18 protein-coding genes are annotated in these 12,928 nt (G+C 68.5%); 13 read left to right on the top strand and 5 right to left on the bottom strand.

Annotated features, from left to right (window positions below; genetic code table 11):
- Positions 1-72 precede the first annotated feature (72 nt).
- From crcB to C8J24_RS07630, 5 genes are all read left to right on the top strand, one after another.
- On the top strand, positions 73-447 hold the full coding sequence (crcB, locus tag C8J24_RS07650; protein WP_031441014.1) for a fluoride efflux transporter CrcB: 375 nt from the start codon (positions 73-75) through the stop codon (positions 445-447).
- On the top strand, positions 444-1,742 hold the full coding sequence (locus C8J24_RS07645; protein ID WP_107931524.1) for an RluA family pseudouridine synthase: 1,299 nt from the start codon (positions 444-446) through the stop codon (positions 1,740-1,742). The genes crcB and C8J24_RS07645 overlap by 4 nt, the downstream gene beginning before the upstream one ends.
- Before the next feature lie 526 nt (positions 1,743-2,268).
- Positions 2,269-2,928 (top strand): HAD-IA family hydrolase, encoded by a 660-nt coding sequence (locus C8J24_RS07640; protein WP_107931523.1) that lies wholly within the window; start codon positions 2,269-2,271, stop codon positions 2,926-2,928.
- On the top strand, positions 2,925-3,143 hold the full coding sequence (locus C8J24_RS07635; protein ID WP_037532554.1) for a hypothetical protein: 219 nt from the start codon (positions 2,925-2,927) through the stop codon (positions 3,141-3,143). The genes C8J24_RS07640 and C8J24_RS07635 overlap by 4 nt, the downstream gene beginning before the upstream one ends.
- A gap of 13 nt (positions 3,144-3,156) precedes the next feature.
- Positions 3,157-3,837 (top strand): ATP12 family chaperone protein, encoded by a 681-nt coding sequence (locus tag C8J24_RS07630; RefSeq protein WP_107931522.1) that lies wholly within the window; start codon positions 3,157-3,159, stop codon positions 3,835-3,837.
- Between the two features lie 39 nt (positions 3,838-3,876).
- On the opposite strand, the gene gmk is transcribed toward C8J24_RS07630, so the two are convergent.
- The 5 genes from gmk to C8J24_RS07605 form a co-directional block, all read right to left on the bottom strand.
- Positions 3,877-4,527, bottom strand: a complete 651-nt coding sequence (gene gmk / locus C8J24_RS07625) for a guanylate kinase (RefSeq protein WP_031394372.1) — start codon at positions 4,525-4,527, stop codon at positions 3,877-3,879.
- 72 nt (positions 4,528-4,599) lie between these two features.
- Positions 4,600-4,803, bottom strand: coding sequence for a hypothetical protein (locus C8J24_RS07620; RefSeq protein WP_031440271.1), 204 nt, complete (start codon positions 4,801-4,803; stop codon positions 4,600-4,602).
- The gene (locus tag C8J24_RS07615; protein ID WP_037530644.1) at positions 4,800-5,012 is read right to left on the bottom strand and encodes a hypothetical protein; all 213 of its coding nucleotides are present in this window, start codon (positions 5,010-5,012) and stop codon (positions 4,800-4,802) included. Before C8J24_RS07615 ends, C8J24_RS07620 begins: the two co-directional genes overlap by 4 nt.
- Before the next feature lie 165 nt (positions 5,013-5,177).
- Positions 5,178-6,569 carry a class II fumarate hydratase gene (gene fumC / locus C8J24_RS07610; protein WP_107931521.1) on the bottom strand — a complete coding sequence of 464 codons (1,392 nt, stop codon included), beginning with the start codon at positions 6,567-6,569 and terminating at the stop codon, positions 5,178-5,180.
- 165 nt (positions 6,570-6,734) lie between these two features.
- Positions 6,735-7,220: an SspB family protein gene (locus tag C8J24_RS07605; protein ID WP_031394376.1), complete on the bottom strand. Its 486-nt coding sequence runs from the start codon at positions 7,218-7,220 to the stop codon at positions 6,735-6,737.
- Between the two features lie 71 nt (positions 7,221-7,291).
- On the opposite strand from C8J24_RS07605, the gene hisB reads away from it, so the two are divergent.
- The 8 genes from hisB to C8J24_RS07570 all read left to right on the top strand — a co-directional run bounded on the left by hisB (position 7,292) and on the right by C8J24_RS07570 (position 12,916).
- Positions 7,292-7,879 carry an imidazoleglycerol-phosphate dehydratase HisB gene (gene hisB / locus C8J24_RS07600; RefSeq protein ID WP_107931520.1) on the top strand — a complete coding sequence of 196 codons (588 nt, stop codon included), beginning with the start codon at positions 7,292-7,294 and terminating at the stop codon, positions 7,877-7,879.
- Positions 7,876-8,481, top strand: coding sequence for an imidazole glycerol phosphate synthase subunit HisH (gene hisH / locus C8J24_RS07595; protein ID WP_107931519.1), 606 nt, complete (start codon positions 7,876-7,878; stop codon positions 8,479-8,481). Before hisB ends, hisH begins: the two co-directional genes overlap by 4 nt.
- Positions 8,478-9,212 carry a 1-(5-phosphoribosyl)-5-[(5-phosphoribosylamino)methylideneamino]imidazole-4-carboxamide isomerase gene (hisA, locus tag C8J24_RS07590; RefSeq protein ID WP_107932674.1) on the top strand — a complete coding sequence of 245 codons (735 nt, stop codon included), beginning with the start codon at positions 8,478-8,480 and terminating at the stop codon, positions 9,210-9,212. The genes hisH and hisA overlap by 4 nt, the downstream gene beginning before the upstream one ends.
- Positions 9,213-9,441: 229 nt before the next feature.
- The gene (hisF, locus tag C8J24_RS07585) at positions 9,442-10,215 is read left to right on the top strand and encodes an imidazole glycerol phosphate synthase subunit HisF (protein ID WP_107931518.1); all 774 of its coding nucleotides are present in this window, start codon (positions 9,442-9,444) and stop codon (positions 10,213-10,215) included.
- A 5-nt stretch (positions 10,216-10,220) separates the two neighbouring features.
- Positions 10,221-10,397, top strand: a complete 177-nt coding sequence (locus tag C8J24_RS17540) for a hypothetical protein (protein WP_166747134.1) — start codon at positions 10,221-10,223, stop codon at positions 10,395-10,397.
- A 32-nt stretch (positions 10,398-10,429) separates the two neighbouring features.
- On the top strand, positions 10,430-10,750 hold the full coding sequence (locus C8J24_RS07580) for a phosphoribosyl-ATP diphosphatase (protein WP_031394257.1): 321 nt from the start codon (positions 10,430-10,432) through the stop codon (positions 10,748-10,750).
- Positions 10,751-10,892: 142 nt separating this feature from the next.
- Positions 10,893-11,270, top strand: a complete 378-nt coding sequence (locus tag C8J24_RS07575; RefSeq protein WP_056408832.1) for a histidine triad nucleotide-binding protein — start codon at positions 10,893-10,895, stop codon at positions 11,268-11,270.
- A 110-nt stretch (positions 11,271-11,380) separates the two neighbouring features.
- Entirely contained in the window at positions 11,381-12,916 is a 1,536-nt protein-coding gene (locus tag C8J24_RS07570) for an amino acid permease (protein ID WP_107931517.1), read from the top strand.
- The last annotated feature ends 12 nt before the right edge of the window (positions 12,917-12,928 follow it).

Here is a 12,928-nt window from a genome sequence, read left to right as displayed (position 1 = left end):
CCAAGGGCGAGCGCCGCGCATCCCCGTCAAGCGCGGCTTTCCGTTTTCCGCGATTCGCGCTAGGGCGCGGGCATGTCTCCCCTTCTCTATGTCATGGTCGGTGGCGCGGTCGGATCCGGCGCGCGCTATCTGACCGGGCGCGCGATGACCGCGCTGCTCGGTGCCGGCTATCCGTTTGGCACGCTGGCGGTCAATCTCGTCGGCGGGCTGCTGATGGGCGTGCTCGTCGGCGTGCTTGCGCGCCATTCGGCGCCCGAAGGCTGGCGGCTGCTGCTCGGCGTCGGCGTGCTCGGCGGGTTCACGACCTTTTCCTCCTTCTCGCTCGACGTCGTCACGATGATCGAGCGTGGCGCGCCGGGCCTCGCGCTCGGCTATGTTCTGGTGTCGGTGATCGGTTCGATCGCCGCGTTGTTCGCGGGTCTCTCCGCAGTAAGGGCCGTCGCATGACTGCGGGCAAACACGATAGCGATACGAATTTCCGCGAGTTCAACGTCGGGTTCGACGATGACGGCATCCGGCTGGACCGGTGGTTCAAGCGGCATCTGCCCGAGACGAGCTTCACGACGGTGGCGATGTGGGCGCGGACCGGCCAGCTGCGCGTCGACGGTGCGCGCGCGACGCCGGGCGACCGGATCGCGGCGGGCCAGATGCTGCGCGTGCCGCCGCCCGAAGCCGACAAGGCCACCGCCGACGTGGACGCGCCGCGGCGCGTGCGCGAGCGCGTGATCCTGTCGGACGAGGAAACCGAAGCCGCGCAGGCGATGGTCATCCACAAGGATTTCCAGGCGTTCGTGCTGAACAAGCCGCCGGGTCTGGCAACGCAGGGCGGCACCAAGACGACGCAGCATGTCGACGGGCTGCTCGATGCGCTCCAGTATGACAATGAGGGCCGGCCGAAGCTGGTCCACCGGCTCGACAAGGATACGTCGGGCGCGCTGCTGGTGGCGCGGACGTCGCGCGCGGCGGCGTTCTTCGCCAAGGCGTTTTCGGGGCGGACTGCGCGGAAAGTCTATTGGGCGCTGGTGGTCGACGTGCCGTCGATCGAGGACGGCATGATCGAGCTGCCGATCGGCAAGCAGCCCGGCACCGGCGGCGAGAAGATGCATGTCGACGAGGCCGAGGGCGCGCCCGCGCGGACCCGGTACCGCGTGATCGAGCGCGCGGGCAACCGCGCCGCCTGGGTCGAGCTGCAGCCCTTTACCGGCCGCACGCACCAGCTGCGCGTCCACATGGCGGCGATCGGCCATCCGATCGTCGGCGACGGCAAATATGGCGGTGCGGCGGCGTTCCTGACCGGCGGGATCTCGCGCAAGATGCATCTGCATGCGCGCCGCATCAAGGTGGACCATCCCGATGGCGGGTCGATCGACGTGACCGCCGAACTGCCGACGCATTTCGCGGAAAGCCTGAAGCAGCTGGGCTTCGAGGAGTCGCTCGGCGATGCGCTGGTGCTCGACGAGAAGACCGCGCCGTCGCGCGAGGAGATCAAGTCGCGCGCGCGGGCGCATGCCAAGTCGGTCCGCAAGGAACGCCGCGGCGAACGTCGCGGGCGCGGTGTGGTCGAGGAGAAGACCGCGGGGGGCAAGCCTGCGGGGCCGAAGACGGGTGGTTCGCGGACGGGCGCGGGGTCGAAATTCGGTGCGCCCAGGAGTGGGCCGCGGGTCGAGGGTGGCAAGCCTGGTGGCCGCGGTCGTCCGGGGGGGAAGCCGAGTGGGCCCCGGAGTGGGCCGGGGTCGCGATGATCTAGCGGGGTGGTCTCGCCCATATCCACTACCACCCCGGCGAAGGCCGGGGCCCAGTTGGAGAGGTTGCAGTAACCGGGTGCTGCGCTTCGTTAGCACCGTCCCCCAACTGGGCCCCGGCCTTCGCCGGGGTGGTTATTATGGTGAGGGGGTGCCCGCCTGCCCGTTCCCCCGCGGAGGCGGGGGTCGCGGCCATCTAGCGAACCAACCTCGCCCCATACCCAATATCACCCCGGCGAAGGCCGGGGTCCAGTTGGAGAGCTTGCAGTAACCGGGTGCTGTGCGCCGTTAGCACCGTCGCCCAACTGGACCCCGGCCTTCGCCGGGGTGGTGGTTATGGTGATGGTGAGGCTCCGCCTTCCTGCCCGTTCCCCCGCGGGGGCGGGGGTCCAGGGGGCATGATCGGCAGTTCTGCTTGGGTCCGAGTCCCCCGCCTTTGCGGGGGAACATGACGATGCGCGTTCCGGTTTGGCGTTCCCTCGTTCGCCCGGCTGATCTACGAGACGGGGATGCGCTGGAAAATCTCATGATCCGCCTCGCCGTGTTCGATTGCGACGGGACGCTCGTCGACAGTCAGGCGAATATCTGCGTCGCGTGCGAGCGGGCGTTCGAGACGGCCGGGCTCGTCCCGCCGCCGCGCGCCGCGATTCGCCGGATCGTCGGGCTCAGCCTGGTCGAGGCGATGCAGATCCTGGTGCCGCAGGGCGACGAGGCGCTGCACCGCACGCTCGCCACCGACTACAAGGCCGCGTTCCATGCGATGCGGACGAGCGGCGAGCTGATCGAGGAGCCGCTGTTCGAGGGGATCGCCGACGTGCTGGCGACGCTTGCCGACGATGGCTGGATGCTGGGCGTCGCCACGGGCAAGTCGGACCGCGGGCTCGCGCATGTCCTCGCCGCGCACGGCATCGCCGACCGCTTCGTGACGCTGCAGACCGCGGACCGGCATCCGTCGAAGCCCGATCCGGCGATGCTGTTCGCGGCGATCAAGGAGGCGGGCGCGACCCCGGCGACGACCGCGATGATCGGCGATACGAGCTATGACATGGCGATGGCACGCGCCGCGGGGGCGCGCGCGGTCGGCGTCACCTGGGGCTATCACGCGGTCGACGAGCTGGCGGATGCCGGTGCGGACGTCGTCGCCGAGACGGTACCGGCGCTGCGTCATCTGGTGACCGCGTCGTGACGGAGGCCGATCGCCTGGCGCAGCGGCGCTGGTTCGTGCTGGTCGGCGTGCGACTTGCCGGGGTGGCGGGCGCGGTGCTCGGGCTGGTGCTGATCGCGCGCGCCTATAGCTGGGGGCCGAAGATCCTCGGCACCGCGATCGTGCTGTCGGCGATGGCGATGATCGCGATCGTGCCGCGCAGCCTGGCGCAGCGCTGGCGCACGCCCACCGAATGACCGGACAGGACGCATGAAGAGATTCTGGACAGACGTCGCGATCGATGCGGATCGCGTGGTGACGCTCGACGGCAAGCCGGTCCGCACCCCCGGGCGACGGCCGCTCGCGCTGCCGACCGATGCGCTGGCGCAGGCGGTCGCGGAGGAATGGCGCAGCGTCGGCGAGACGATCGATCCGCGGACGATGCCGCTGACGGGCCTCGCCAATGCCGCGACCGATCCGATCGCGAACGATCCGGCGCAGTTCGCGCAGCGGCTGGCGGCCTATGGCGAGAGCGACCTGCTCTGCTACCGCGCGGACGGGCCGCCGCCGCTGGTCGAGCGGCAGGCGGCGCGCTGGGACCCGCTGCTCGACTGGGCGCGCGCGCGGTACGACGTGACGTTCGCGGTGACGGCGGGGGTGATGCACGTCGCGCAAGCCCCCGCGACGATCGCGCGGCTGCACGAGGCGGTCGCGGCGCATGACGATTTCCACCTTGCCGGGCTGTCGCCGGTCGTCACGCTGACGGGGTCGCTGGTGATCGGGCTGGCGCTGGTCGAGGGAGAGATCGACGGCGATGCGGCCTGGGCGGCGGCGGGGATCGACGAGGACTGGTCGATCGAGATGTGGGGCGAGGACTGGCAGGCGGCGCAGCTGCGCGAGCTCAAGCGCCAGGAATTCGCGCGTGGCGTGGCGTTTCTGGGGATGCTGTAGGGTTTCGTCATCCTGGACTCGATCCAGGATGACGGGGGGTCAGCGCGTCAGGCGGCGGATGAAGCCGATCAGGCCGGTCTGGCGCGAACGCTTGAGGCGTTCGGCGGCAAGGATCGTCTTCACGCCGCGGATGCAGCTGTCGACGTCGTCATTGACCAGGACGTAATCATAGCCGTCCCAGTGGCTGACCTCGTTCGCGGCGCGCGACATGCGGGCGTCGATCACTTCGGTCGAGTCGGTGCCGCGGCTGGTGAGGCGGCGGTGGAGTTCCTCCATCGACGGCGGGAATATGAAGACGCGGACGACGTCGCCGCCCGCGATCTGGAACAGCTGCTGCGCGCCCTGCCAGTCGATGTCGAACAGCACGTCCTTGCCGGCCGCCAGCATCTCCTCGACCTGCGCGCGCGGGGTGCCGTAGCGGTGGTTGAAGACGTGGGCCCATTCGAGGAATTCGTCCTTCGCGACCATGTCGCGAAAGCCCTCGAGATCGGTGAAATGATAGTCCTTGCCGTCGACTTCGCCCGGTCGCATCGCGCGGGTCGTCACCGAGACCGACATCTCCAGCTCATGCTCGTCGGCGAGCAATCGGCGCGCGATCGTCGACTTGCCGGCGCCCGATGGCGAGGACAGGACGAACAGGACGCCGCGGCGACGGAAACCATGCGGGTCGGACGGAAGTGTGTGGGGCATGCGCGCCCTTGCCGCGGACTGCGCATGGGCGTCAACCCATGCACAGCCCGCGCGTGTCATTCTGGCGGCGGATCAGTAGCCCGACTTGCGTGCCCGGTTGCGGTCATACGCCTTCTTGGCAGCATAGCCGCCGCCGAGGATCATGCCGAGCGGGCCCATGCGACGCAGCACGCTCATCGCGACCACGCCCTTGACCGCACCTGAGGTGCCGCCGCTGCCGCCGCTGCGCCGACCCATTTCGCGGCCAACCAATGCACTGATGATACGTCCGATCATGACTTAACCTCTCCGAAAACCTGGTCCTTGAGTTCCGCTGCACCGCGCAACACCGCCCAGCCGATCGCGTAGGTCACGGCCAGCGGCACGACGATCTTGAGCACGTTGGCGGTGACCGCACCGATGATCGCGCCGTCCGCATTGCCGTCATCGCCGCTGAGCGAGTCGATGCCTGCGCCGATCAGCGCGCCTATGGTCGTTGCGCCCACGTAATTTCTCCTTCGCGTGTGGCGGGTTAGCGCGCGAACCGCGTTTGGGTTCCCCGCAGGTGCGCCCCTCCCCCGTCCGTTCGCCCTGAGCGACGTCGAAGGGTGTGCCGCAAGCGACGGTGCTTCGACTTCGCTCAGCACGAACGGTTTCAGGGTGGGGAAGCGTTAGCGGCCGAGCATCGATTCGGGCCGCACGACCCGGTCGAACGTCTCCGCATCGACCAGCCCGAGTGCGAGGCCGGCTTCCTTCAGCGTCAGCCCCTCGACATGCGCGTGCTTGGCGATCTTCGCCGCTGCGTCATAGCCGATCTCGGGGGCGAGCGCGGTGACGAGCATCAGCGAGCGGTCGAGCAGGTCGGCGATGCGGTCGCGATTGGGTTCGATGCCGTCGACGCAGCGCTCCGCAAAGCCCTCCATCGCGGTCGCGAGCAGGTCGATCGAGCGCAGCACGTTCGCGCCGATCAGCGGCTTGAAGACATTCAGCTCGAGATGGCCCTGCATTCCGCCGATGGTGGCCGCGACATGGTTGCCCATCACCTGGCCTGCGACCATCGTCAGCATCTCGCACTGGGTGGGGTTGACCTTGCCGGGCATGATCGAGCTGCCGGGCTCGTTGGCGGGCAGGTCGATCTCGCCAAAGCCGCAGCGCGGGCCGCTGCCCAGCAGGCGGATGTCGTTGGCGATCTTGGTCAGCGCGACCGCGAGCGTGTTGAGCGTGCCCGACAGATGGACGAGCGGGTCGTTCGAGGCGAGCGCCTCGAAGCTGTTCTCGGCGGGGATGAACGGATGGCCGGTCAGGTCGGAGACCGCCTTGCAGAAATCCTCGGCGAACCCCCTGGGCGCGTTGAGCCCGGTGCCGACCGCGGTGCCGCCCTGCGCGAGCCGGTTGGTGCCGTTGGTGACGCCCGGCTCGATCCGGCGGCCACAGCGATAGACCTGATTGGCATAGGCGCCGAATTCCTGCCCGAGCGTCAGCGGGGTCGCGTCCTGCAGGTGCGTGCGGCCGATCTTGACGATGTCGTCCCACGCATCCGCCTTCGCCTGCAGCGCGGTCCGCAGCCGGTCGAGCGCGGGAAAGAGCCGGCGCGTCACGGCGAGCGAGGCGGCGATGTGGAGCGCGGTCGGGAAGCTGTCGTTCGACGACTGGCTCATGTTGACATGGTCGTTGGGATGGACCGGCGACTTGCCGCCGCGCGTGCCGGTGAGCATTTCGTTGGCGCGGCCGGCGATCACCTCGTTGACGTTCATGTTCGACTGCGTGCCGCTGCCGGTCTGCCAGATGACGAGCGGGAACTGGTCGTCGAGCGTGCCGTCGATCACCTCCTGTGCGGCGGCGTCGATCGCGTCGGCGATGCTGGCGTCGAGGCCGTGCGCGCGGTTCACGCGGGCGGCGGCCTGTTTGACGAGCGCGAGCGCGTGGACGATCTCGATCGGCATGCGTTCGCGGATGCCGAACGGGAAATTCTCGACCGATCGCTCGGTCTGTGCGCCCCAATAGGCCTGAGCGGGGACGTCGATCGGGCCGATCGAGTCGGTTTCTGTGCGGGTGTTGGTCATAGCCTACCTACGCCGTCATGCCGGGCTTGTTCCGGTATGGCGGCGTACAGCAGAAGCCCGACATGGGAGTAAATCCCATGTCGTCGACCGCGCGGTGCGCGTCGGCCGGCCGTTCGCGTCGCTTTGCGACCGGCGATCAGCTTTGCCTGATCGCCTCGCTCCAGCTCACTTCTTCCGCTTGAAATCCACGGCGACGACGTTCGAGCCGTCTTCAATCGGCACCGCGGTCGGGCCGTCATTCTCGGCCGGGTCATGCTCGCCGAGCGACTCGTCCGCGCCTTCCTGCGCCTGGAAGCGCAGTTCGAAGCTGACCGCGGGATCCTGGAATGCGGTGATCGCCGAATAGGGGATGACCAGCTTCGACGGGACCTGGTTGAACGACAGGCCGATCGAGAAGCGCTCGTCGTCGACGACGAGGTCCCAGTAGCGGTTCTGCATGACGATCGTCATCTCGTCCGGGAAACGTTCGATCAGCCGCTTGGGGATGTCGACGCCGGGCGCCTGCGTCTTGAAGGTGATGTAGAAATGATGCTCGCCGGGAAGCCCGCCGGCCTCCGACACGGAACCGAGCACGCGGCCGACGACGGCACGCAGGGCTTCTTGCACGATCTCGTCGTACGGAATCAGGCTATCGGGCAGTCCATCACTCATTCCCCTTGGGTAGCGGTATTCGGATCGTGGTCAAGATTGCATGCGTCGTGGCGCACGTTATGGGAGGTGGCATGCGCACCGCCACGATTTCCCGCTCCACCGCCGAGACGGCGATCGACGTCACCATCAACCTCGACGGGACCGGCGTTTACGACGTCGAGACCGGCGTCGGCTTCTTCGACCACATGCTCGAACAGCTCTCGCGCCATTCGCTGATCGACCTGCACGTCCGCACCAAGGGCGACCTGCATATCGACGAGCATCACACCGTCGAGGATACCGGCATCGCGATCGGCCAGGCGTTCGCGCAGGCGCTCGGCGACAAGCGCGGCATCGCGCGCTACGGCGATGCGCTGTCGCCGATGGACGAGACTCTCACGCGGGTGGCGCTCGATATCTCCGGCCGTCCCTGGCTCGTCTGGAAGGACCTGTTCTCGCAGAGCCGGTTGGGCGGCATGGACACCGAGATGTTCGAGCATTTCTTCCACAGCTTCGCGCAGGCGGCGGGCATCACGCTGCACGTCGAGACGCTGTACGGCACCAACAACCACCATATCGCCGAGGCCGCGTTCAAGGGCGTCGCGCGCGCACTGCGCACCGCGATCGAGATCGACCCGCGCAAGGCCGACGCGATCCCGTCGACCAAGGGGATACTGTGACGCTCGCGCTGATCGATTACGGCGCGGGGAACCTGCATTCGGTCGAGAACGCGCTGCGCACCGCGGGCTGTAGCGACCTGATCGTCACCGCCGACGCGGACGTCGTTGCGAAAGCGGACCGGATCGTGCTGCCCGGCGTCGGCGCGTATGGCGCATGCGCGGCGGCGTTGCGCGCGGTGCCGGGGATGGTCGAGGCGCTGAACCGCCGCGTGCGGGACGAGGGCGCGCCGTTCCTCGGCATCTGCGTCGGCATGCAGCTGATGGCGGACGCGGGCGAGGAAATGGGGACGCATGCCGGGCTCGGCTGGGTGCCGGGGCGCGTTCGACGGCTCGAGCCGGGGACGATGGACGCGAAGGTGCCGCATATGGGCTGGAACGACGTCGTGCCGGCGACCGCGCATCCGCTGATCGCGCCGGGCGAGGCCTATTTCCTGCACAGCTTCGCGTTTGAAGGCGCCGACGTGCTCGCAACCACCGATCACGCCGGCCCCGTCACCGCGGCGATCGGCCGCGACACGATGATCGGCGTGCAATTTCATCCTGAGAAGAGCCAGCGCTACGGCCTGGCCTTGCTCGAACGTTTTCTGGAGTGGCGGCCGTGAGCCTTATCGTTTTCCCCGCGATCGACCTCAAGGCAGGGCAAGTCGTCCGCCTCGCCGAGGGCGATATGGACCGCGCGACCGTCTATGGCGACGATCCCGCGGCGCAGGCGATGCTGTTCGCGAGCGCCGGTGCCGAGTATCTGCACGTCGTCGATCTCGACGGCGCGTTTGCGGGCGCGTCGGTCAATGGCGACGCGGTGCGCGCGATCGTTTCGCAATTTCCGGGGCATGTGCAGCTCGGCGGCGGGATCCGCACGCGTGCCAATGTCGAGGGCTGGTTCGATCTGGGCGTGTCGCGGGTCGTGATCGGCACCGCGGCGCTCGAGGATCCCGACTTCGTGCGCGGCGTGGCGAAGGATTTCCCCGGCGGGATCGTCGTCGCGGTCGATGCGAAGGACGGCATGGTCGCGACCAAGGGCTGGGCCGACGTCTCGACCACCAGCGCGGTCGATCTCGCGCGCCGGTTCGAGGATGCGGGGGTGGCGTCGTTGCTGTTCACGGACGTGGGGCGCGACGGGATGCTGAAGGGCTGCAACGTCGAGGCGACGGTCGACCTGGCGCGGTCGGTCGACATTCCGGTGATCGCGAGCGGCGGGGTCAAGGGGATCGCCGAGATCCACGTGCTCGCCTTGCATGTGCGGGACGGGGTCGAGGGCGTGATCACGGGGCGTGCGTTGTACGACGGGCGGCTCGATCTTGCGGCGGCGTTGAGCGTGGCGAAGGCGGCATGAGGGGTCACGCGGAGACGCGGAGACGCGGAGATAGTGGTTTCGCGCAGAGACGCAGAGCCGACCGCGTCAGCGGTCCCTCCATCCTCGCAGGCGATGAAATCCTACACGCTGCTGCCCGCACGAGCTTCTCTGCGTTCTCTGCGCCTCTGCGCGAGATCGTTTTCCTCGCGGCTTCGCCGCGTCTCCGCGTCTCCGCGTCTCCGCGTGAACCACTTCTTCGAGACCCCGCATGACCGTCCGCGCACGCGTGATCCCGTGTCTCGACGTCGCCGATGGCCGCGTCGTGAAGGGCGTGAACTTCGTCGAGCTGCGCGACGCGGGCGATCCGGTCGAGCAGGCGCGCGCCTATGATGCCGCCGGGGCGGACGAATTGTGCTTTCTCGATATCGGCGCGAGCCATGAGGGCCGGGGCACGATCCTCGACGTCGTGCGGCGGACCGCCGCGGTGTGCTTCATGCCGCTGACGGTCGGCGGCGGCGTGCGGACCGCGGACGATGCGCGCGCGCTGTTGCTGGCGGGCGCGGACAAGGTCGCGGTCAATTCCGCCGCGGTCGAGCGGCCCGAACTCGTCGCCGATATCGCCGAACGTTTCGGCAGCCAGTGCTGCGTCGCGAGCGTCGATGCGCGGCGCTCGGGCGAAGGCTGGGAGGTGTTCACGCATGGCGGCCGGCGCGCGACCGGGATCGACGCGATCGCGCATGCGGTGAAGCTCGCCGACCTCGGCGCCGGGGAGCTGCTGGTGACCTCGATGGACCGCGACGGGACGCGCAGCGGCTATGACCTCGCGCTGATCCGCGCGATCGCCGACCGCGTGGCGGTGCCCGTCGTGGCGAGCGGCGGGGTCGGCGGGCTCGACGATCTGGTCGCCGGGATCCGCGACGGGCATGCGAGCGCGGTGCTGGCCGCATCGATCTTCCATTTCGGCCAGGCGTCGATCGGCGACGCGCATGCCGCGCTGGCGGCTGCGGGGATCCCGGTGCGGACCCCCTTGCGGTCGGCCTGACCGGCATGGCGACGCTGCCGCTGGTCGCGGTGCAGTCGGGGCATAGCGGCGTGGTGCATCCGCGCACCGGCCCCGAAGCGTCGGACATCGCGCTGTTCGCGGTCGCCGCGATCGGCGTCTGGCTGGTCCGCCGCGCGCTGCGCAAGCGGTTCCTGAAGCGGCCGCCGCGCGCAAAGGATTGACCCGCCCGCGCGCCTGCGTCAGCACGCGCGGCATGGCAGACCCCGTTTTCGACCGCCTGGAGGCGACCATCCGCGCGCGCCGCGATTCGCCCGCCGACACCTCCTACACCGCCAGCCTGTTCGCGCGCGGCCGCCCCAAGATCGCGCAGAAGCTCGGCGAGGAAGCGGTCGAGACGGTGATCGCGGCCTGTTCGGGCGACGAGGCAAGCATCGTCCCCGAAGCCGCCGACCTGATGTTCCATCTCGCGGTGCTGCTGGCGGACGCCGGGCTGAGCCTCGACGATGTGCGGGCCGAGCTTGAGCGGCGCGAAGGAGTCGGCGGGTTGGTCGAGAAGGCCGCACGGACCGGCTGACCCGCCAACTCCGTCATTCCTGCGAAGGCGGGTATCCGGACTGGCTGGCCGTGCCGCGGGATCGTGATCCGCCGAGGATATGGATCCCCGCCTTCGCGGCGATGACGAAGGTTGGTAGGATGCTCCGAAAGGAGCAAGCCCCATGCCGATCGACGCCACCCAACCCTATGACGACCAGAACATCTTCGCGAAGATCCTGCGCGGCGAGATTCCGTCGAACCGCGTCTATGACGACGACTTCGCGATCGCGTTCCACGACATCAACCCGCAGGCGCCGACGCATCTGCTGGTGATTCCCAAGGGCGCCTATGTCTCGTGGGACGATTTCTCCGCGCGTGCGGGCGATGCGGAGATCGCCGGGTTCATCCGCGCGGTCGGGACGGTCGCGCGCGCCGCGGGGCTGGTCGAGCCGGGCTATCGCCTGCTCGCGAACATCGGCCAGCACGGGCATCAGGAGGTGCCGCATCTGCACGTTCATGTCTTTGGCGGGCGTCCGCTTGGCCCGATGCTGGCCGGATAGCGCGGCTTTCCGCCACTAAAGGATTGCGCGTAATAAAATTGCCATTAGGCTTCCCGGCTTGAGCAAGGGGGCCAGTGAACCGGCCCTCACAACCCCCGGGGGGAACCGAATTGATTTTTGGTCGCGTTAAGTCACTGGACGCCATTCTGGCGACGGCGGAGAAGAAATCGCTCCACCGATCGCTGGGCGCGTTCCAGCTAACCATGCTCGGCATCGGTTGCGTGATCGGCACGGGTATCTTCGTGCTGACCTCGGCCGCCGCGCAGAAGGCCGGGCCGGGCATGATCCTGAGCTTCGTCGTCGCCGGCGCGGTCTGCGTCGTCGCCGCGCTCTGCTATGCCGAGATCGCGGCGATGGCCCCGGTCGCGGGCTCCGCCTATACCTACACCTATTCGGTCATGGGCGAGCTGCTCGCCTGGACGGTCGGATGGGCGCTGATCCTCGAATATGCGGTGGCCGCGAGTGCCGTGTCGGTCGGCTGGTCCGGCTATTTCGCGGGCTCGATATTGCACGAGACGTTCGGGATAACACTCCCGACCTGGCTGTCGCACGGGCCGTACATGCCGGGCGGGTTCATCAACCTGCCCGCGGTCGTCATCTCGCTGCTGATCACCTGGCTGCTGATGATCGGCACGACCGAGAGCGCGCGCGTCAACGCGGTGCTGGTGACGATCAAGGTCGTCGCGCTGACCGCGTTCGTCGCGCTGACGCTGCCCAAGACGCATGGCGCTAATTTCGAGCCGTTCCTCCCCACCGGCATCCTCGGCAGCAACGGGCTGGGCGTGGTCGGCGCGGCGGCGACGATCTTCTTCGCCTATGTCGGCTTCGACGCGGTCTCGACCGCGGCCGAGGAGACCAAGGATCCGCAGCGCAACGTGCCGATCGGGCTGATCGCCTCGCTCGGCATCTGCACCGTGTTCTACATGCTGGTCGCAGCGGGCGCGATCGGCACGATCGGCGGACAGCCGCTGTTCGGCGCCGACGGCGTGCCGTTCACCACCGGGTCGGCCGAGCTCGCCCGCGCCTGCCTGATCCCCGCCAATGCGCAGGCGCTGGTCTGTTCGAACGAGGCGCTGGCGCATGTCCTGCGTCAGGTCGGCTATGCCAATGTCGGCAACTGGATGGGCTATGCCGCCGGTCTCGCGCTGCCGTCGGTGATCCTGATCCTGATGTTCGGCCAGACGCGCATCTTCTTCGTGATGAGCCGCGACGGCCTGCTGCCCGAAGTGCTCAGCCGCGTGCATCCCAAGTGGAAGACGCCGCACATCGTCACCGCAATCACCGGCGTGTTCGTCGCGTTCGCCGCCGCGTTCCTGCCGGTCGGGCAGCTCGCGGACATCGCCAATGCGGGCACGCTCTACGCGTTCATGATGGTCGCGATCGCACTGCTGATCCTGCGCAAGCGCGAGCCGAACCGGCATCGTCCGTTCCGCACGCCGGCGGCCTGGATCGTCGCGCCGCTGACGATCGTCGGCTGCATCGGGCTGTATTTCTCGCTTCCCTACGAAGCGATGGCGGTGCTGCCGATCTGGGGCGCGGTCGGCCTCGTGATCTATTTCCTCTATGGCTACCGCAAGAGCTATCTCGGGCGCGGGATGGCCGATGGCGGCGAGCCGATCGACATGGCGCCCCCGGGCAGCCACTGAGACGGGACGCAG

Source organism: Sphingomonas aerolata (assembly GCF_003046295.1).
Taxonomy (GTDB): Bacteria; Pseudomonadota; Alphaproteobacteria; order Sphingomonadales; family Sphingomonadaceae; genus Sphingomonas; species Sphingomonas aerolata.
Note: the sequence above shows the minus strand (reverse complement) of the source record. Positions and strands in the feature narration are given on the sequence as shown.

What these genes read in the sequence shown, in the direction of transcription:
- fumC (WP_107931521.1), bottom strand. Translation starts at nt 6,569, where the DNA reads ATGACCAACACCCGCACAGAAACCGACTCGATCGGCCCGATCGACGTC.
- hisF (WP_107931518.1), top strand. Translation starts at nt 9,442, where the DNA reads ATGACCGTCCGCGCACGCGTGATCCCGTGTCTCGACGTCGCCGATGGC.
- crcB (WP_031441014.1), top strand. Translation starts at nt 73, where the DNA reads ATGTCTCCCCTTCTCTATGTCATGGTCGGTGGCGCGGTCGGATCCGGC.
- C8J24_RS07640 (WP_107931523.1), top strand. Translation starts at nt 2,269, where the DNA reads ATGATCCGCCTCGCCGTGTTCGATTGCGACGGGACGCTCGTCGACAGT.
- gmk (WP_031394372.1), bottom strand. Translation starts at nt 4,527, where the DNA reads ATGCCCCACACACTTCCGTCCGACCCGCATGGTTTCCGTCGCCGCGGC.
- C8J24_RS07575 (WP_056408832.1), top strand. Translation starts at nt 10,893, where the DNA reads ATGCCGATCGACGCCACCCAACCCTATGACGACCAGAACATCTTCGCG.
- hisB (WP_107931520.1), top strand. Translation starts at nt 7,292, where the DNA reads ATGCGCACCGCCACGATTTCCCGCTCCACCGCCGAGACGGCGATCGAC.
- C8J24_RS07645 (WP_107931524.1), top strand. Translation starts at nt 444, where the DNA reads ATGACTGCGGGCAAACACGATAGCGATACGAATTTCCGCGAGTTCAAC.
- C8J24_RS07630 (WP_107931522.1), top strand. Translation starts at nt 3,157, where the DNA reads ATGAAGAGATTCTGGACAGACGTCGCGATCGATGCGGATCGCGTGGTG.
- C8J24_RS07580 (WP_031394257.1), top strand. Translation starts at nt 10,430, where the DNA reads ATGGCAGACCCCGTTTTCGACCGCCTGGAGGCGACCATCCGCGCGCGC.
- C8J24_RS07620 (WP_031440271.1), bottom strand. Translation starts at nt 4,803, where the DNA reads ATGATCGGACGTATCATCAGTGCATTGGTTGGCCGCGAAATGGGTCGG.
- C8J24_RS07605 (WP_031394376.1), bottom strand. Translation starts at nt 7,220, where the DNA reads ATGAGTGATGGACTGCCCGATAGCCTGATTCCGTACGACGAGATCGTG.
- C8J24_RS17540 (WP_166747134.1), top strand. Translation starts at nt 10,221, where the DNA reads ATGGCGACGCTGCCGCTGGTCGCGGTGCAGTCGGGGCATAGCGGCGTG.